The organism is Stenotrophomonas sp. SAU14A_NAIMI4_5 (assembly GCF_003086795.1).
GTDB lineage: Bacteria > Pseudomonadota > Gammaproteobacteria > Xanthomonadales > Xanthomonadaceae > Stenotrophomonas.
Window position 1 is genome coordinate 3,864,247 of the sequence record NZ_CP026003.1, and the last position, 14,557, is coordinate 3,878,803.

General features: G+C 67.5%; 15 protein-coding genes. 2 read left to right on the forward strand and 13 right to left on the reverse strand.

The window, feature by feature from the left end:
- Positions 1-125: 125 nt before the first annotated feature.
- The 9 genes from hslU to C1925_RS17790 form a co-directional block, all read right to left on the reverse strand.
- The gene (gene hslU, locus C1925_RS17750; RefSeq protein WP_100473959.1) at positions 126-1,499 is read right to left on the reverse strand and encodes an ATP-dependent protease ATPase subunit HslU; all 1,374 of its coding nucleotides are present in this window, start codon (positions 1,497-1,499) and stop codon (positions 126-128) included.
- 106 nt (positions 1,500-1,605) lie between these two features.
- Positions 1,606-2,157, reverse strand: coding sequence for an ATP-dependent protease subunit HslV (hslV, locus tag C1925_RS17755; protein WP_079223431.1), 552 nt, complete (start codon positions 2,155-2,157; stop codon positions 1,606-1,608).
- Between the two features lie 74 nt (positions 2,158-2,231).
- A complete protein-coding gene (locus C1925_RS17760; RefSeq protein WP_108770050.1) occupies positions 2,232-2,432 on the reverse strand; it encodes a DUF3079 domain-containing protein in 201 nt (66 codons plus the stop codon).
- 77 nt (positions 2,433-2,509) lie between these two features.
- Complete coding sequence (gene xerC, locus C1925_RS17765) at positions 2,510-3,403, reverse strand: tyrosine recombinase XerC (protein WP_108770051.1); 894 nt, start codon at positions 3,401-3,403, stop codon at positions 2,510-2,512.
- A gap of 16 nt (positions 3,404-3,419) precedes the next feature.
- A complete protein-coding gene (locus tag C1925_RS17770) occupies positions 3,420-4,094 on the reverse strand; it encodes a DUF484 family protein (RefSeq protein WP_108770052.1) in 675 nt (224 codons plus the stop codon).
- Positions 4,091-4,942 (reverse strand): diaminopimelate epimerase, encoded by an 852-nt coding sequence (gene dapF, locus C1925_RS17775; protein ID WP_108770053.1) that lies wholly within the window; start codon positions 4,940-4,942, stop codon positions 4,091-4,093. Before dapF ends, C1925_RS17770 begins: the two co-directional genes overlap by 4 nt.
- Entirely contained in the window at positions 4,935-5,186 is a 252-nt protein-coding gene (locus tag C1925_RS17780) for a lipoprotein (RefSeq protein ID WP_108770054.1), read from the reverse strand. Before C1925_RS17780 ends, dapF begins: the two co-directional genes overlap by 8 nt.
- A gap of 118 nt (positions 5,187-5,304) precedes the next feature.
- Positions 5,305-5,727, reverse strand: a complete 423-nt coding sequence (locus C1925_RS17785; RefSeq protein WP_108770055.1) for a YbaN family protein — start codon at positions 5,725-5,727, stop codon at positions 5,305-5,307.
- A gap of 54 nt (positions 5,728-5,781) precedes the next feature.
- Positions 5,782-7,893 (reverse strand): S9 family peptidase, encoded by a 2,112-nt coding sequence (locus C1925_RS17790; RefSeq protein WP_108770056.1) that lies wholly within the window; start codon positions 7,891-7,893, stop codon positions 5,782-5,784.
- 145 nt (positions 7,894-8,038) lie between these two features.
- Between C1925_RS17790 and C1925_RS17795 the strand changes: the two genes are divergently transcribed.
- Positions 8,039-9,226, forward strand: a complete 1,188-nt coding sequence (locus tag C1925_RS17795) for a pyridoxal phosphate-dependent aminotransferase (protein WP_108770057.1) — start codon at positions 8,039-8,041, stop codon at positions 9,224-9,226.
- Between the two features lie 113 nt (positions 9,227-9,339).
- Here the strand turns inward: C1925_RS17795 and C1925_RS17800 are convergent, their stop codons facing one another.
- Together C1925_RS17800 and C1925_RS17805 are read right to left on the reverse strand one after the other, a co-directional pair.
- Positions 9,340-11,436 carry a prolyl oligopeptidase family serine peptidase gene (locus C1925_RS17800; RefSeq protein WP_108770058.1) on the reverse strand — a complete coding sequence of 699 codons (2,097 nt, stop codon included), beginning with the start codon at positions 11,434-11,436 and terminating at the stop codon, positions 9,340-9,342.
- A gap of 69 nt (positions 11,437-11,505) precedes the next feature.
- A complete protein-coding gene (locus tag C1925_RS17805) occupies positions 11,506-11,820 on the reverse strand; it encodes a hypothetical protein (protein ID WP_108770059.1) in 315 nt (104 codons plus the stop codon).
- A 125-nt stretch (positions 11,821-11,945) separates the two neighbouring features.
- Between C1925_RS17805 and C1925_RS17810 the strand changes: the two genes are divergently transcribed.
- A complete protein-coding gene (locus tag C1925_RS17810) occupies positions 11,946-12,548 on the forward strand; it encodes a lipocalin family protein (RefSeq protein WP_108770060.1) in 603 nt (200 codons plus the stop codon).
- 106 nt (positions 12,549-12,654) lie between these two features.
- On the opposite strand, the gene C1925_RS17815 is transcribed toward C1925_RS17810, so the two are convergent.
- Together C1925_RS17815 and C1925_RS17820 are read right to left on the reverse strand one after the other, a co-directional pair.
- Positions 12,655-13,344: a methionine ABC transporter permease gene (locus tag C1925_RS17815; RefSeq protein WP_108770061.1), complete on the reverse strand. Its 690-nt coding sequence runs from the start codon at positions 13,342-13,344 to the stop codon at positions 12,655-12,657.
- Positions 13,341-14,348, reverse strand: a complete 1,008-nt coding sequence (locus C1925_RS17820; protein WP_108770062.1) for a methionine ABC transporter ATP-binding protein — start codon at positions 14,346-14,348, stop codon at positions 13,341-13,343. Before C1925_RS17820 ends, C1925_RS17815 begins: the two co-directional genes overlap by 4 nt.
- Positions 14,349-14,557 lie beyond the last annotated feature (209 nt).

Sequence of the window (14,557 nt, forward strand, 5' to 3'; positions counted from 1 at the left end):
TAGATCCACGCCATGCGTGGATGCCGTACGCGCAAACGAAGAAGGCCGCCTTTCGGCGGCCTTTTCTGTTGCTGGGCTTGGGGTCAGAGCCCTCGCTGACGCGAGGGATCCGACCCCGCCTGGTGTTACAGGATGTAGCGGCTCAGGTCCGGATCCTGCACCAGCTCACCCAGGTGCGCATCGACGTAGGCGCTGTCGATGGCCAGGGTTTCACCGTCGCGGTCGGGTGCTTCGTAGCTCAGCGAATCCAGCAGGCGCTCCAGCACGGTGTGCAGGCGGCGGGCACCGATGTTTTCCTGTCGCTCGTTCACCTGGAAGGCGATCTCGGCCAGGCGGTCGATGGCATCGGCGGTGAAGCTGACCTTGACGCCCTCGGTGGCCAGCAGCGCTTCGTACTGCTTGGTCAGCGCGGCCTTCGGCTCGGTCAGGATGCGCACGAAGTCGTTCTTGCTCAGCGCGCCCAGTTCCACGCGGATCGGGAAACGACCCTGCAGCTCCGGGATCAGGTCGCTGGGCTTGGCCAGGTGGAACGCGCCCGAGGCAATGAACAGGATGTGGTCGGTCTTGATCGTGCCGTACTTGGTGGACACGTTGGAGCCTTCCACCAGCGGCAGCAGGTCGCGCTGCACGCCTTCGCGCGAAACGTCGCCACCACCCACGTTATCGCCGCGCTTGGCGACCTTGTCGATCTCGTCGATGAAGACGATGCCGTGCTGTTCGCAGGCTTCGATCGCCGCAGTGCGGATGTCGTCCTCGTTGACCAGCTTGCCGGCTTCTTCCTCGATCAGCAGCGGGCGCGCGGCCTTGATGGTCAGCGTGCGCTTGTGCGCCTTGGCGCCACCGCCGAGGTTGGCGAACATCGACTTCAGCTGCTGGCCCATCTCCTCCATGCCCGGCGGGGTCATGATGTCCATGCTGACGTTGGCGGCGAGGTCGAGTTCAATTTCGCGCTCGTCCAGCTCGCCGTTGCGCAGCATCTTGCGGAACTTGATGCGGGTCTCGTTGTCCTGCGCCGACGGCTCGTTGCGGGCCACTTCCGGATCGAAGCCGATGCCACCACTGCGGCGCGGCAGCAGCGCATCGAGGATGCGGTCTTCAGCGCGTTCTTCGGCCTGGGTACGCACGCGCACCTTGGCCTGTTCGCGATAGAGCTTGACCGCGGTATCGGCCAGGTCGCGGATGATCTGCTCGACGTCCTTGCCGACGTAGCCGACTTCGGTGAAGCGGGTCGCTTCGACCTTCACGAACGGCGCATTGGCCAGGGTGGCCAGGCGGCGGGCGATCTCGGTCTTGCCGACGCCGGTCGGGCCGATCATCAGGATGTTCTTCGGCATCACTTCATTGCGCAGCTCAGGCACCAGCTGCATGCGGCGCCAGCGGTTGCGCAGGGCGATGGCCACCGCGCGCTTGGCGTCGTGCTGGCCGACGATGTGCCGGTCCAGTTCCTGCACGATTTCGCGCGGGGTCATGGTGGCGGAGGAAACTTCGATCTTCGACATGGATGTGCTCACGAATTCGTTGTCTACGATGCCGGAACCGAACGGCTCCGGACGGTAGCGCCGGGCCATGCCCGGCGAATCTGGAATGTCTGTGACGGGTTCCCCGTCACAACTCCTCGACCACCACGTTGCGGTTGGTGTAGATGCAGATGTCGCCGGCGATGCCGATCGCCTCGCTGGCAATCGTGCGTGCATCCAGTTCGGTGTGCGCCATCAGCGCGCGTGCGGCCGACAGTGCGTAGGAACCACCGGAACCGATGGCGATGATGCCGTCCTCCGGCTCGATCACATCGCCGGTGCCGCTGATGATCAGCGAGGTTTCCTTGTCCGCCACGGCCAGCAGGGCTTCCAGCTTGCCGAGGCGGCGTTCGGTACGCCAATCCTTGGCCAGCTCGACGGCGGCGCGCTGCAGCTGGCCATGCTTTTCCAGCTTGGCCTCGAACAGCTCGAACAGGGTGAAGGCATCGGCGGCGGCACCGGCGAAGCCGGCCAGCACCTGGCCATCGCGGCCAAGGCGGCGCACCTTGCGCGCGTTGCCCTTCATCACCGTGTGGCCGAGGGTGACCTGGCCATCACCGGCAATGGCCACGTGGTCGCCGCGGCGCACGCAGACGATGGTGGTGGCGTGGAAAACATTGGGATTCTGACTGGGGTCCATGCGGCCTCCGATAGCTGTTCACGGGACATGGGGACAGCGCCGGGAGCGATCAAGCCTGCGCGGATGGCTGCCGTTCAGCGCTTGGCATGCGAAGGCCGCTCTGGATTCGGCTCGATGCCCCAGGCGATGTACCAGTCCTCGCCCTGGGTTTCGATGGGGTGCTGGGTGCGGCCCGAGCCGTTGCCACAGGCCAGCGCGTCGGCCGCGCAGTAGCGGTCACAGCCCCAGCAGATGCGTTCGGGGTGCCGGGGATGCAGGGGAATGGGCTTTGCCATGCTGGCGGTTTCCTCGTGGCCTGCGGCCACGATGCGCCGATGGCGCCCACCCTGCCCTGATGCAGATCAAGCGGGGGCTATTCAGCCTTGTCGGGCGGACTGTTGCGGCGCTTGGCTCGCGGATGCGCGGCGTCGTAGACCTTGGCCAGGTGCTGGAAATCCAGGTGGGTGTAGATCTGCGTGGTGGCGATGTCGGCGTGGCCGAGCAGTTCCTGCACGCCGCGCAGGTCGCCGGAGGACTCGAGGATGTGGCTGGCGAAACTGTGCCGCAGCATGTGCGGGTGCACGTGCTTGAACAGGCCCTGGCGCTGGGCCAGCTGGCGGATGCGGATCTGCACCGCACGCTGGCTGATCGGCCCGTTGCGGCCGGGGAACACCGGCGTCGCCGGGCCACCGCCACTTTCCGCGCGCCAGGCCAGCAGTGCTTCGCGCGCGGGCCGCCCGAACGGCACCCGGCGCTGGCGGTTGCCCTTGCCGAGCACGTTGACCAGACCGCTGTCGAAATCCAGGTCGCGCCAGGTCAGCGCACACACTTCGCTCAGGCGCAGGCCCGAGGAATAGAACAGTTCCAGCAGCGCACGGTCGCGGCGGCCGAGTTCACCTTCCGGTTCCAGTTCGACCAGCTGCACCGCTTCATCGGCATCGAGCACCTGCGGCAGGCGCCGCGGCGCACGGGGCGCCTTCAGGGTCGCGGCCGGGCTTGCTTCGATGCGTCCATGCTTGAGCAGCCACGCATAGAAGCTGCGGCAGGCCGACAGGCGGCGCTGCAGGCTCTTGGCCGACAGCCCGCGACGATGCTCGTCGGCGACGAACTGGCGCAGCGTTTCAGCATCCAGTGCCTCCACCGCCACGCCGCGCGGTTCCACCCACACCGACAGCGCGTCCAGGTCACGACGGTAGGCGTCGAGCGTATGCGCCGACATCCGCCGTTCCACCTGCAGGTGCTGCAGGAAGTGCTGTACCGCGCTCATCGTCGTGCGTCCCGGCTCAGCGCTCGAAGCGCTTCAGGCCGGCGACCAGGGCATCACCCATCATGCGCAGGAACAGCGTGCCCATGCCCGGGTAGAAGCGGTTGGCATCGTGGCTGCCGACGGCGATCAGGCCGATGCCGGGCAGCGGCAGCAGTGCGGTGGTCTGCACTTCATCGCTGCGCGCGCCGTACAGCACGGCATTCTTTTCCGGCTGCAGGCGCCCGCAGATCGGCTCGCCGTCCTTCAGGCAATCGCGGAACGGGCCCAGCTGCGCGTCGTCGGCGGCAATCACCTGCAGCCATTCGGCCTGCTCCAGGCCCGCCACCGGCGTGTGCACCACCAGCCGCACCAGGTCACCGGCAAAATCTTCCTGCAGCGAGGCCGCCATCGCGCGCAGGGTGTCGGCGGCGTTGTCCTGCTTCATCAGGGCCAGGGTCAGCTGGTGCGTGCGCACCGCCAACCGCTCGTTGACCTGGGCAGTGGCGCCCAGGTCGGCCAACCGTCGCGCCAGCTCGCGGTTCTTCTCGCGCAGCACTTCCAGCTGGTAGCTGGCCAGCGACGCGGTCGGGCCGTCATCGCGCGGCACCACCAGGGTCAGGGCCAGGTCCGGGAACTGCTTGAGGAAGCCGGGATGGCGCCGCAACCACGCAGCGACGTCATGGCCCCCGAGCTTGTCGACGGTCTCACTCATGCGATCCACTCCCCTTCGAAGACGAATGCGGTCGGGCCGGCCATCACCACCGGCTGGCCTTCGCCCGGCCACTGGATGCGCAGTTCGCCACCGGGCAGGCTGATGCGTGCATCGCCCTGCAGGCGGCCGCGCTGCATCAGGGTGACGGCGGCGGCGCAGGCACCACTGCCGCAGGCCAGGGTCTCGCCCACGCCACGTTCGTACACGCGCAGGCGCGCATGGTCCGGGCCCACCACCTGGGCGAAGCCCACGTTGACCGACTGCGGGAACGAAGCATGCTGCTGCAGCAGTGCGCCGACGCGCTCAACCGGCGCGGCATCGATCAGGCCCACTTCGATGACCGCATGCGGATTGCCCATCGACACCGCCGAGAAGCGCACGGTTTCGCCCTGCAGCGGCATCAGGTATTCATCGCGCGCATGGGCGAAGCCCACCAGCGGCACCTGTGCCGGTTCGAACGCCGGCACGCCCATGGCCACCGAGAAGCGGCCATCGCCCAGCACCTGCACCTCGTGGCTGGCCAGCGGGCTGTCGATCACGAAGCGCTCGCCCTGGGCACTGCCCTCGCGCACCAGCCAGGCGGCGATGCAGCGCGCGCCGTTGCCGCACTGCTCGGAATTGGAGCCATCGGCATTCCAGATCCGGTAGGACGCCACCGAGCCTTCCGCGCGCGGGGCCTCGATGGTCAGGATCTGATCGCAGCCCACGCCGGTATGGCGGTCGGCCAGGCGCGCGGCCAGTTCCGGGGTGGGCGGCGGCGTGCCGTCACGCAGGTCGATCACTACGAAATCGTTGCCCGCGCCGTGCATCTTGCTGAAGCGCAGGGCCGTGGAGCCGGCCTTACTCATTCCCACCGTCCACCGGCTTGATCGGGTCCGGGGTAACCGAGGGGCTGCCGTCGCTGGTCGGCTGGGTCGCGGCGGGGGTGGCTTCCGGGCTGGCTTCGGGCGCGACGGCCGGTTCGACCGTCTCTTCCACCGGCACCGGCTTCTGCGGCAGTACCAGCGGGCCCTTGTTGCCACAGGCGGACAGGAACAGCAGCGAGGCCGCTGCCAGCGGAATCAGGATGGCGTTGCGATGGGGGATCTTCATGCGCCCGAGTATAGCCATTGGCGGCTGAGCGGTTGGTAGAGTCGACCGTTGGTCGACTATCGCGCGCAGCGCGGGGTTTTCGCCGGCGGCCGGGACAGCAGTCGACCAACGGTCGACTCTACCCCGCCGGCGGCGGCAACGGCCGTGTCCACAGCCAGATCGCCACCACGGTCATGCTGCCGATGGAAAACCACTTCACCCAGGCGATCGGCACGCACCACAGCATGATGCCGGCGCACGCGGCCATGGTGATCGTGGCCATCCACTTGCCGTAGCGGCTGACCGCACCGTGCGCCTGCCAGTTGGCGATGGCCGGGCCGAAACGCGGGTGCTGCAGCAGCCAGGTGTGCAGGCGCTCGGAGCCGCGCGAGGCGGCCCAGGCCGAAATCAGGATGAATACGGTGGTCGGCAGGCCCGGCACGAAGATGCCGACGATGCCGGTGCCGAGGCTGGCATAGGCCAGCAGCCACCACGCCCAGCGGAAACGCACCACGCGCGGCGGCGGCGTGTCATCCGGAGGCGGTGGTGCGGGTGCGGTCATGGCCGCAAGGATACCGGTTCAGGGTACCAGGCAGTGCCCGGCACCCTGTCGCGATCACGGCTGGACGATGCCCAGCTGCTGCAGCACGAACGCATACGACTCGGACAGCTCGCGGTAACGCTGGAAGCGCCCGGACTTGCCGCCGTGGCCGGCTTCCATGTTCGTGCGGAACACGATCGGGTAGTGGCCGGTGTTGTCGTCACGCAGCTTGGCCACCCATTTGGCCGGTTCCCAGTACTGCACCTGCGAATCCCACAGGCCGGTGCCCACGAACAGCGACGGATAGGCCTGCTGCTTGACGTTGTCGTAGGGCGAGTAGGACAGCATGTAGTCGTAGTACTGCTTCTGCTCCGGGTTGCCCCACTCGTCGTACTCGTTGGTGGTCAGCGGAATGGTCGGGTCGAGCATGGTGGTGACCACGTCGACGAACGGCACCTGCGCCACCATCACCCGGTAATCCTGCGGCGCCTGGTTGGCCACCGCGCCCATCAGCAGGCCACCGGCGCTGCCACCGGAGGCGGCGACGCGGTCCCTGGCCGCCCAGCCCTGCGCCACCAGGCCACGGGTGACGTCGATGAAGTCGTTGAAGGTGTTCTGCTTGTGCAGCAGCTTGCCGTTCTCGTACCAGTCGCGGCCCATTTCCTGGCCGCCACGGATGTGCGCGATGGCGTAGACCACGCCACGGTCGAGCAGGCTCACCGCGGTCTGGTTGAAGTACGGGTCCATCGACATGCCGTAGCTGCCGTAGGCGTACTGGAACAGCGCGCCCTTGCCATCCTTCTGGTAGCCCTTGCGGTAGACCAGCGACACCGGCACCTTCACCCCGTCGCGCGCGGTGATCCAGACGCGGTCGGTTTCGTATTTCGAGGCGTCATAGCCGATGACCGGCTGCACCTTCAGCTGGCGGCGCTCGCCGGTGGCGGTGTTCAGTTCGAACACGGTGGTCGGGGTGGTCATCGAGGTGTAGACGTAGCGCAGCCACGGCGTGTCGGCCTCGGTGTTGTCGCCCAGGCCCATCGAATACGCCGGCTCGTCGGCCTTCACGTAGTCGCTGCGGCCATCCTTGAACAGCAGGCGGATGCGCTCCAGGCCTTCGGAACGTTCGGCGATGGCGGTGTAGCTGTCGAACAGCTCGAAGCCTTCGATGAACACCGCATCGTCGTGCGCGATCCAGTCCTTCCACTGCGCACGCGAGGTGGCATCGGTGGGCGCGGTGACCAGCTTGAAGTTCTTCGCCCCATCGTTGGTGCGGATCACCCAGCGGCCGTCGTAGTGGTCGGCGTCGTACTCGACGTCACGCTGGCGCGGCGCCAGCACGGTGAAGGTGGTCGGGTCGCTGGCCGGCGCGTAGCGCTCTTCCGAGGACACGGTGCTGTGCACGCCGATGGTGATGAAGCGATCGTCGCGGGTGCGGCCGATGCCCATGTAGAAGCTGTCGTCCTTCTCTTCGTAGACGACGGTGTCGGCGCTGGCCGGGGTGCCCAGCACGTGCTTCTTCACCCGCACGGTCAGCAGGGTTTCCGGATCGTTCTCGACGTACAGCACGGTGCGGTTGTCGTCGGCCCAGACCAGGTTGCCGGAGCTGCCGGTGATGACGTCAGGCAGCACCTTGCCGGTGGCCAGGTCCTTGAAGCGGATGGTGTACTGGCGGCGGCCGACATCATCGTCGGCCCAGGCCAGCAGCTGGTTGTCCTGGCTGACTTCCATCGCGCCGACGCTGAAATAGCCCTTGCCGGCGGCCATCGCGTTGACGTCCAGCAGGATTTCCTCGGCCGCCTCCATGCTGCCCTTGCGGCGCGCGTGGATGGGGTAGTCCTGGCCGGTCTCGTAGCGGCTGTAGTACCAGTAGCCGCGCTCGCGCGCCGGCACGCTGGAATCGTCCTGCTTGATGCGGCCGACGATTTCCTTGTACAGGGTGTCTTCGAGCGGCTTCAGCGGCGCCAGCAGCTGGTCGGTGTAGGCATTCTCGGCCTGCAGGTAGGCCAGCATGTCCTTGTTCTCGCGCTTGTCGTCGCGCAGCCAGTAATAGTCGTCGTTGCGGGTGGCGCCGAACGGCGCCTTGACCTCGTGCGGGTGCTTGGCGGCATCCGGCGGAACGGGCGGGGTGGCGGCGGTAACGGTGCTGGTCATCAGGCTGGCAAGCAACAGGCAGAGGGTGGATTTCATGAGATAGGGGTCCTGGTGCGGTTACGCAATGGCGTCCGTGGCATAGGTAGAGTCGAGCTTGCTCGACTGACCGCAACCGCAGTCGAGCAAGCTCGACTCTACCACCGCTGCGGCGCACCCTTGCCGCCCGGCGTACCATGGGCGCATGAGCACCCTGCCCCACACGCCGGGCTACAGCCGGCGCAGCCATGAAATCGCCCCCTTCCACGTGATGTCCCTGCTGGCCCGCGCGCAGGCGCTGGAACAGGCCGGCCACGACGTGATCCATCTGGAGATCGGCGAACCGGACTTCACCACCGCCGAACCGGTCGTGCGCGCCGGCCAGGCCGCACTGGCCGCTGGCCATACCCGCTATACCGCCGCGCGCGGCCTGCCGGCCCTGCGCCAGGCGATCAGCGGTTTCTACCGCAGCCACTACGGCCTGGACATCGATCCCGAGCGCATCCTGGTCACCCCCGGTGGTTCCGGCGCACTGCTGCTGGCCAGCAGCCTGCTGGTCGATCCGGGCCGGCACTGGCTGCTGGCCGACCCCGGCTATCCCTGCAACCGCCACTTCCTGCGCCTGGTGGAAGGCGGCGCGCAGCTGGTGCCGGTCGGCCCCGACACCGCCTACCAGCTGACCCCGTCGCTGGTGGAACTGCACTGGAATGCCGACAGCGTCGGTGCGCTGGTCGCCTCACCGGCCAACCCCACCGGCACCGTGCTGTCGGCCGATGAACTGGCCGCGCTGTCGACCTCGCTGCATGCGCGCGGCGGCCACCTGGTGGTGGACGAGATCTACCACGGCCTGACCTACGGCCTGGATGCACCCAGCGTGCTGCAGGTGGATGACAGCGCCTTCGTGCTGAACAGTTTCTCCAAGTACTTCGGCATGACCGGCTGGCGGTTGGGCTGGCTGGTGGCGCCGCCGGCGGCGGTGCCCGATCTGGAGAAGCTGGCGCAGAACCTGTACATCAGCGCGTCGAGCGTCGCCCAGCATGCCGCCCTCGCCTGTTTCAGCGAGGAATCGATGGCGATCTTCGAACAGCGCCGCGAAGCGTTCCGCCAGCGCCGCGATTTCCTGCTGCCGGCCCTGCGCGAGCTGGGCTTCCGCATCGAGGTGGAGCCGCAGGGTGCGTTCTATCTGTACGCCGACGTCAGTGCGTTCACCGACGATGCGCAGGCGTTCTGCGCGCACTTCCTGGAAACCGAGCACGTGGCATTCACCCCGGGCCTGGATTTCGGCTTCCACCGGGCCAACCAGCACGTGCGCCTGGCGTATACGCAGGAAGTGCCGCGGCTGCAGGAGGCGGTGGAGCGGATTGCGCGCGGGTTGAAAAGCTGGGGCGCCTGACCGGCGCGAACGACATCCACGCGTGGCGTGGCTCTACTGGTAGATACACGCCATGCGTGGATGCGCGGAACCCAACGAAAAACGCCGCCCGAGGGCGGCGTTTTCCGTTCTGCTTACTTGCCGCCCAAGCGCTCCCACAGGAAGCTGTAGGCCAGGGCCGACATGTGTGCGGCCTGCGCGTTGTTGGCTGCGCCGCCGTGGCCACCTTCGATGTTCTCGTAGTAGGTCACGTCCTTGCCGGCGTCGATCATCTTCGCCGCCATCTTGCGGGCGTGGCCCGGGTGCACGCGGTCATCGCGGGTGGAGGTGGTGAACAGCACCGGCGGGTAGGTCTTCTTCGCGTCGAACAGGTGGTACGGCGAGAAGGTCTTGATGAACTCCCAGTCGCTGGTGTCCGGGTTGCCGTACTCGGCGATCCACGAAGCACCGGCCAGCAGGTGGCTGTAGCGCTTCATGTCCAGCAGCGGCACCTGCACCACAACCGCACCGAACAGTTCCGGGTACTGGGTGAGCATGTTGCCGGTGAGCAGGCCACCGTTGCTGCCGCCCTGCACGCCCAGGTGCTTGGCCGTGGTGATCTTGCGGGTGACCAGATCCTGCGCGACCGCGGCCATGTCTTCATAGGCCTTGTGACGGTTCTGCTTCAGCGCCGCCTGGTGCCAGCGCGGGCCGTACTCGCCACCGCCACGGATGTTGGCGACCACGTACACGCCGCCCTTCTCCAGCCAGGCGCGGCCCATGCCACCGGAGTAGCTCGGGGTCAGCGAGATCTCGAAGCCACCGTACCCGTACAGCAGGGTCGGGTTGGAACCGTCCAGCTTCATCGCCTTGTCGTGCACCACGAAGTACGGCACGCGGGTGCCGTCCTTGCTGGTGGCGAAGTGCTGCTCGATCACCTTGCCCTCGGCATCGAAGAAGGCCGGCATGGTCTTCAGCGTTTCCGGGGCCTTGCCGACGTCGGCCAGGGCCAGGGTGGTCGGGGTCAGGTAATCGGTGGCGGTCAGCCACACCGCATCGCTGTCGTTGCTGTCCACTGCGCCCACGGCCAGGGTGCCGAAGGCCGGCGCACCGACGAACTCACTCTTCTGCCAGCCGTTGGCACCCGGGGTCAGCACCGACAGGCGGTTCTTGACGTCGTCGAGCACGTTCAGCACAAGGTGGCTCTTGGTCCAGGTCGCACCAGCCAGCGAGGTGGTCGCGGTCGGGGTGAACAGGACTTCGAAATCACGCTTGCCGGCCAGGAAATCGTCGAGCTTGGTCGCCAGCAGCGAGCCGGAGGCGTAGGTCTTGCCGCCCACGGTCCACGGGTCGCGCAGTTCCAGGGTCAGCCACTGCTTGTGCAGGCCCTTCTCGGCCGAGTTCGGCGCGTCGATCTTGGTCAGCGTGCCATTGTCGGCGCGCAGGTACAGCTCGTTGTTGTAGAAGGCCAGCGTACGGCTGACCAGGTTGCGCTCGAAGCCCGGGGTGTCATCGTGCATCGCCGCGATGTACATGTCTTCCGGCTTGCCTTCGTAGACCACGCTGGCCGAGGCCAGCGGCGTGCCGCGCTTCCACAGCTTGGCCACGCGCGGGTAACCGGAGGTGGTCATCGAACCGTCGCCGAAATCGGTGTAGACGAACACCGAATCACGGTCGATCCAGCCCAGGCCGCCCTTGGATTCGGGGCGGAAGAAGCCGTCCTTGATCCAGGTCTTGTTGGCCAGGTCGAATTCGCGGGTGACATCGGCATCGGCGCCGCCGCGCGACAGCGCGATCAGGCAGCGGCTGTAGTCCGGGCGCAGGCAGTCGGCGCCGTGCCAGACCCAGTTCTCGCCCTCGGCCTTGTTCAGTGCATCCAGGTCGAGCACGGTTTCCCACTGCGGCGAGGCCTTGCGGTACTCGGCCAGGGTGGTGCGGCGCCACAGGCCGCGCTCGTGCTGCTGGTCCTTCCAGAAGTTGTAGTAATAGTCGCCGATCTTCTGCACGCCGGGGATCTTGGCGTCCGAATCGAGCACCTCGCGGATGCTGGCTTCCATCTGCTTGAAGGCCGGGGTCTGCGCCAGGCGACCCTCGGACTTGGCATTCTGTTCCTTGACCCAGGACAGCGGCTTGTCGCCGGTGACGTCCTCCAGCCAGGCGTAACGGTCGGTTTCTTCAGCAGCCACGGCGGTCCCCACCGAAGCAGCGGTCATCATGCCGGCCAGCAGGCAGGCGGAAGCGAATCGTGACATTGCGGTTCCAGGCAGTCATAAGCGCTGGCACGCTAGCACGGATCCCCGGGGCCGCCCCCGTGTCGAAGGTCAGGCCGCAGCGGTACGCGCGCGCCGCGCCCGTGCCGGCAGGCGCCGGGCCTGCACGCCCGGCTGGCGCAGGCGGCGCAGCCAGGCCCGCAGCGGCAACGGGCAGCCCAGCAGCGCCCACCAGGCCGCCACCGGCATGCCCACCAGCCACAGCGGCAGCCAGCCCAGCCAGACACTGCTGCCGCGCGCGGCCGGCCACACCAGCACCAGCGCAAGCCCGGCCAGGGCCAGCTGCTGCACGCTGCGCAGCAGGCGACGGTCGGAGGCGAAGCTGTCGCGTTCAGCAGGGTTGCGACGGGAAGAGCGAGCGTTCATGGGCGTTCTCGACGATTCGATGATGCCCAGCTTGGCGCGCCGCCTTCTCATGAGCTGCGACACCATTGACGGATCGAGCACACACAGTCGACCATGCTTGGGCACCCAATGGAGCTCGCTCCCGCATGTCCTCGATCCGCCCGTTCTGCGCCGTGTTGCTGGCTCTGTCCCTTGGAGGCCCCGCGCTGGCCGCCAGCGACCCGCCGTCGCCGCGCGCCAGCGCATCGGGGGCCTCCGAATATGGTGCGCCGATCGATCTGCAGCGCTTCATGGGTACCTGGTACGTGATCGGCCGCGTGCCGAACTTCATCGAACGCGGCCACGTGGCCAGCGTCAACGAGTACACGCTGCGCGACGACAACAAGGTGGGCATCGTCTACCGCTACCGCGATGGCTTCGGTGCGCCGCAGCAGGAAGTGCGTGCACGTGCCAGCGTCGACGCCGACAGCGGCAACCACGCCTGGCGCACCTGGTTCTACCGGATCGTGCCGACCCATTCGCGCGTGCTGGAAGTCGCCCCGGACTATTCGTGGGCGATGATCGGCTACCCGGGCCGGGAAATGGCCTGGATCTTCTCGCGCCAGCCGGACATGGACAAGGCGCTGTACAAGGAGCTGGCCGAGCGCCTGCGCGACGAGTACGGCGTGAACACCGACAAGCTCAAGCGCGTGCCGCAGCACGCCGACCAGGTCGGCAAGCTGGGCTACGAAGTCCCGAACGTGCGCTGAGAAAGCGCCGGGTACAGATGGTAGTGCCGGCCGCTGGCCGGCAATTCCGGAACGCCTGGAAGCATCGCATCGTTGCCGGCCAGCGGCCGGCACTACCTGCGGCGTATTACTTGCGGGTGTAATGCGCGACCAGGCGGTCGCCGAGCATCTGCAGCAGCTGCACCAGGATCAGCAGCACCACCACGGTGACCAGGGCCACGTCGGTGCGGTTGCGCTGGTAGCCTTCGCGCAGCGCCAGGTCGCCCAGGCCGCCCGAACCGATCGCACCGCCCATGGCGGTGAAGCCGACCAGGGCGACGGTGGTGACCGTGGCGGCGGCAATCAGGCCCGGCCGCGCTTCAGGCAGCAGCACCCGGGTGACCAGCTGCCAGGTGGTGGCACCCATCGACTGCGCGGCCTCGACCACGCCACGGTCCACTTCGCGCAGCGCGGTCTCGACCAGGCGCGCATAGAACGGCGCCGCACCGATCACCAGCGCCGGCAGCGTGCCGAGCACGCCGATCGACTGGCCCATCAGCCACAGCGACACCGGAATCAGCACCACCATCAGGATGATGAAGGGCACCGAACGCAGCAGGTTCACCACGATCGCCAGTACGCCGTAGGCAAACGGACGACGCTTCATCTGCGGCGCGCCGAACACGTACAGCAGCACGCCCATCGGCAGGCCGATGGCCAGGGTCAGCGGCAGCGAGCCGGCCATCATCAGCAGCGTCTCGATGGTGGCCTTGCCGATATCCACCCACTTGTCCGCATCCAGGTGGCGGAAGAAGCCTTCAGCAGTAGCGACGATCATCGACGCAGTTCCTCAACGTGCACGCCGGCAGCCACGAACGCGGCCTGCGCGGCGGACTGGTCACCGCCCACCAGGGCGACCACCAGCTGGCCATACGGGGTGTCCTTGATCCGGTCGATGCGGCCGGACAGGATGTTGTAGTCGACGCCGGTCTGCCGCGCCACGCTGCCCAGCAGCGGTTCGTAGGTATCGCCGCCGAGGAAGGTCAGGCGCACGATGCGGCCGCCAACCACGTCGAAATCGCGGTGCAGCGTGCCCTCGTCCACATGCTCCGATTCGCTGACGAAACGGCGCGTGGTCGGGTGCTGCGGGTGCAGGAAGACCTGGGTGACCGGGCCGGTTTCCACCAGCTCACCCGCATCGAGCACCGCCACGCGGTCGCAGACGCGGCGGATCACATCCATCTCATGGGTGATCAGCACGATGGTCAGGCCCAGCTCGCGGTTGATCTTCGACAGCAGCGACAGAACCGAGGCCGTGGTCTGCGGGTCAAGCGCACTGGTGGCTTCGTCGCACAGCAGGATCTGCGGGCGGGTGGCCAGCGCACGGGCGATGCCCACGCGCTGCTTCTGGCCGCCGGACAGCTGCGCCGGATACTTCGCCGCGTGGTCCTGCAGGCCGACGGTCTGCAGCAGTTCGGCCACGCGCGCGTCGATCTCGGCCCTGGCCATGCCGCCCAGTTCCAGCGGGAATGCCACGTTGCCGGCCACGGTGCGCGAGGACAGCAGGTTGAAGTGCTGGAAGATCATGCCGATGCGCCGGCGCAGCGCGCGCAGCCCGTCGGCATCCAGCGCGGTGATGTCCTCGCCGCCGATCAGCAGGCGCCCGCCGCTGGGTTCTTCCAGGCGGTTGATCATGCGGATCAGGGTCGACTTGCCCGCGCCGGAATGGCCGATGATGCCGAACACTTCGCCGGCCTCGATGGTCAGGTCCAGCGGTTGCAGCGCGCTCACTTGGCGGCCGGCAACGGCATAGGATTTGTGCAGGCGCTGGAACTCGATCACGGGCGTGGCTCACCGGCAGGACGATGGAAGGGGCGTGCAGCCTACCAGCGCCGGCGGTTGCGCGCCTGCGCCTTGGGCCAGAATGTTATTCCTTTTGGTTCTAAGGATGCCGTGAAGCCCCGCAACCGGTAGTGCCGGCCGCTGGCCGGCAACCGCAGCGATCCTGCCAGCGCAAGGGGTTGCCGGCCAGCGGCCGGCACTACCCCATC

Excerpts from the sequence above, each read along its gene's own strand:
- C1925_RS17785 (WP_108770055.1), bottom strand. The coding sequence starts at position 5,727 with ATGACCGCACCCGCACCACCGCCTCCGGATGACACGCCGCCGCCGCGC.
- hslV (WP_079223431.1), bottom strand. The coding sequence starts at position 2,157 with ATGGACCCCAGTCAGAATCCCAATGTTTTCCACGCCACCACCATCGTC.
- C1925_RS17795 (WP_108770057.1), top strand. The coding sequence starts at position 8,039 with ATGAGCACCCTGCCCCACACGCCGGGCTACAGCCGGCGCAGCCATGAA.
- dapF (WP_108770053.1), bottom strand. The coding sequence starts at position 4,942 with ATGAGTAAGGCCGGCTCCACGGCCCTGCGCTTCAGCAAGATGCACGGC.
- C1925_RS17760 (WP_108770050.1), bottom strand. The coding sequence starts at position 2,432 with ATGGCAAAGCCCATTCCCCTGCATCCCCGGCACCCCGAACGCATCTGC.
- C1925_RS17815 (WP_108770061.1), bottom strand. The coding sequence starts at position 13,344 with ATGATCGTCGCTACTGCTGAAGGCTTCTTCCGCCACCTGGATGCGGAC.
- hslU (WP_100473959.1), bottom strand. The coding sequence starts at position 1,499 with ATGTCGAAGATCGAAGTTTCCTCCGCCACCATGACCCCGCGCGAAATC.
- C1925_RS17770 (WP_108770052.1), bottom strand. The coding sequence starts at position 4,094 with ATGAGTGAGACCGTCGACAAGCTCGGGGGCCATGACGTCGCTGCGTGG.
- C1925_RS17790 (WP_108770056.1), bottom strand. The coding sequence starts at position 7,893 with ATGAAATCCACCCTCTGCCTGTTGCTTGCCAGCCTGATGACCAGCACC.
- C1925_RS17780 (WP_108770054.1), bottom strand. The coding sequence starts at position 5,186 with ATGAAGATCCCCCATCGCAACGCCATCCTGATTCCGCTGGCAGCGGCC.
- C1925_RS17810 (WP_108770060.1), top strand. The coding sequence starts at position 11,946 with ATGTCCTCGATCCGCCCGTTCTGCGCCGTGTTGCTGGCTCTGTCCCTT.
- C1925_RS17800 (WP_108770058.1), bottom strand. The coding sequence starts at position 11,436 with ATGTCACGATTCGCTTCCGCCTGCCTGCTGGCCGGCATGATGACCGCT.
- C1925_RS17805 (WP_108770059.1), bottom strand. The coding sequence starts at position 11,820 with ATGAACGCTCGCTCTTCCCGTCGCAACCCTGCTGAACGCGACAGCTTC.
- xerC (WP_108770051.1), bottom strand. The coding sequence starts at position 3,403 with ATGAGCGCGGTACAGCACTTCCTGCAGCACCTGCAGGTGGAACGGCGG.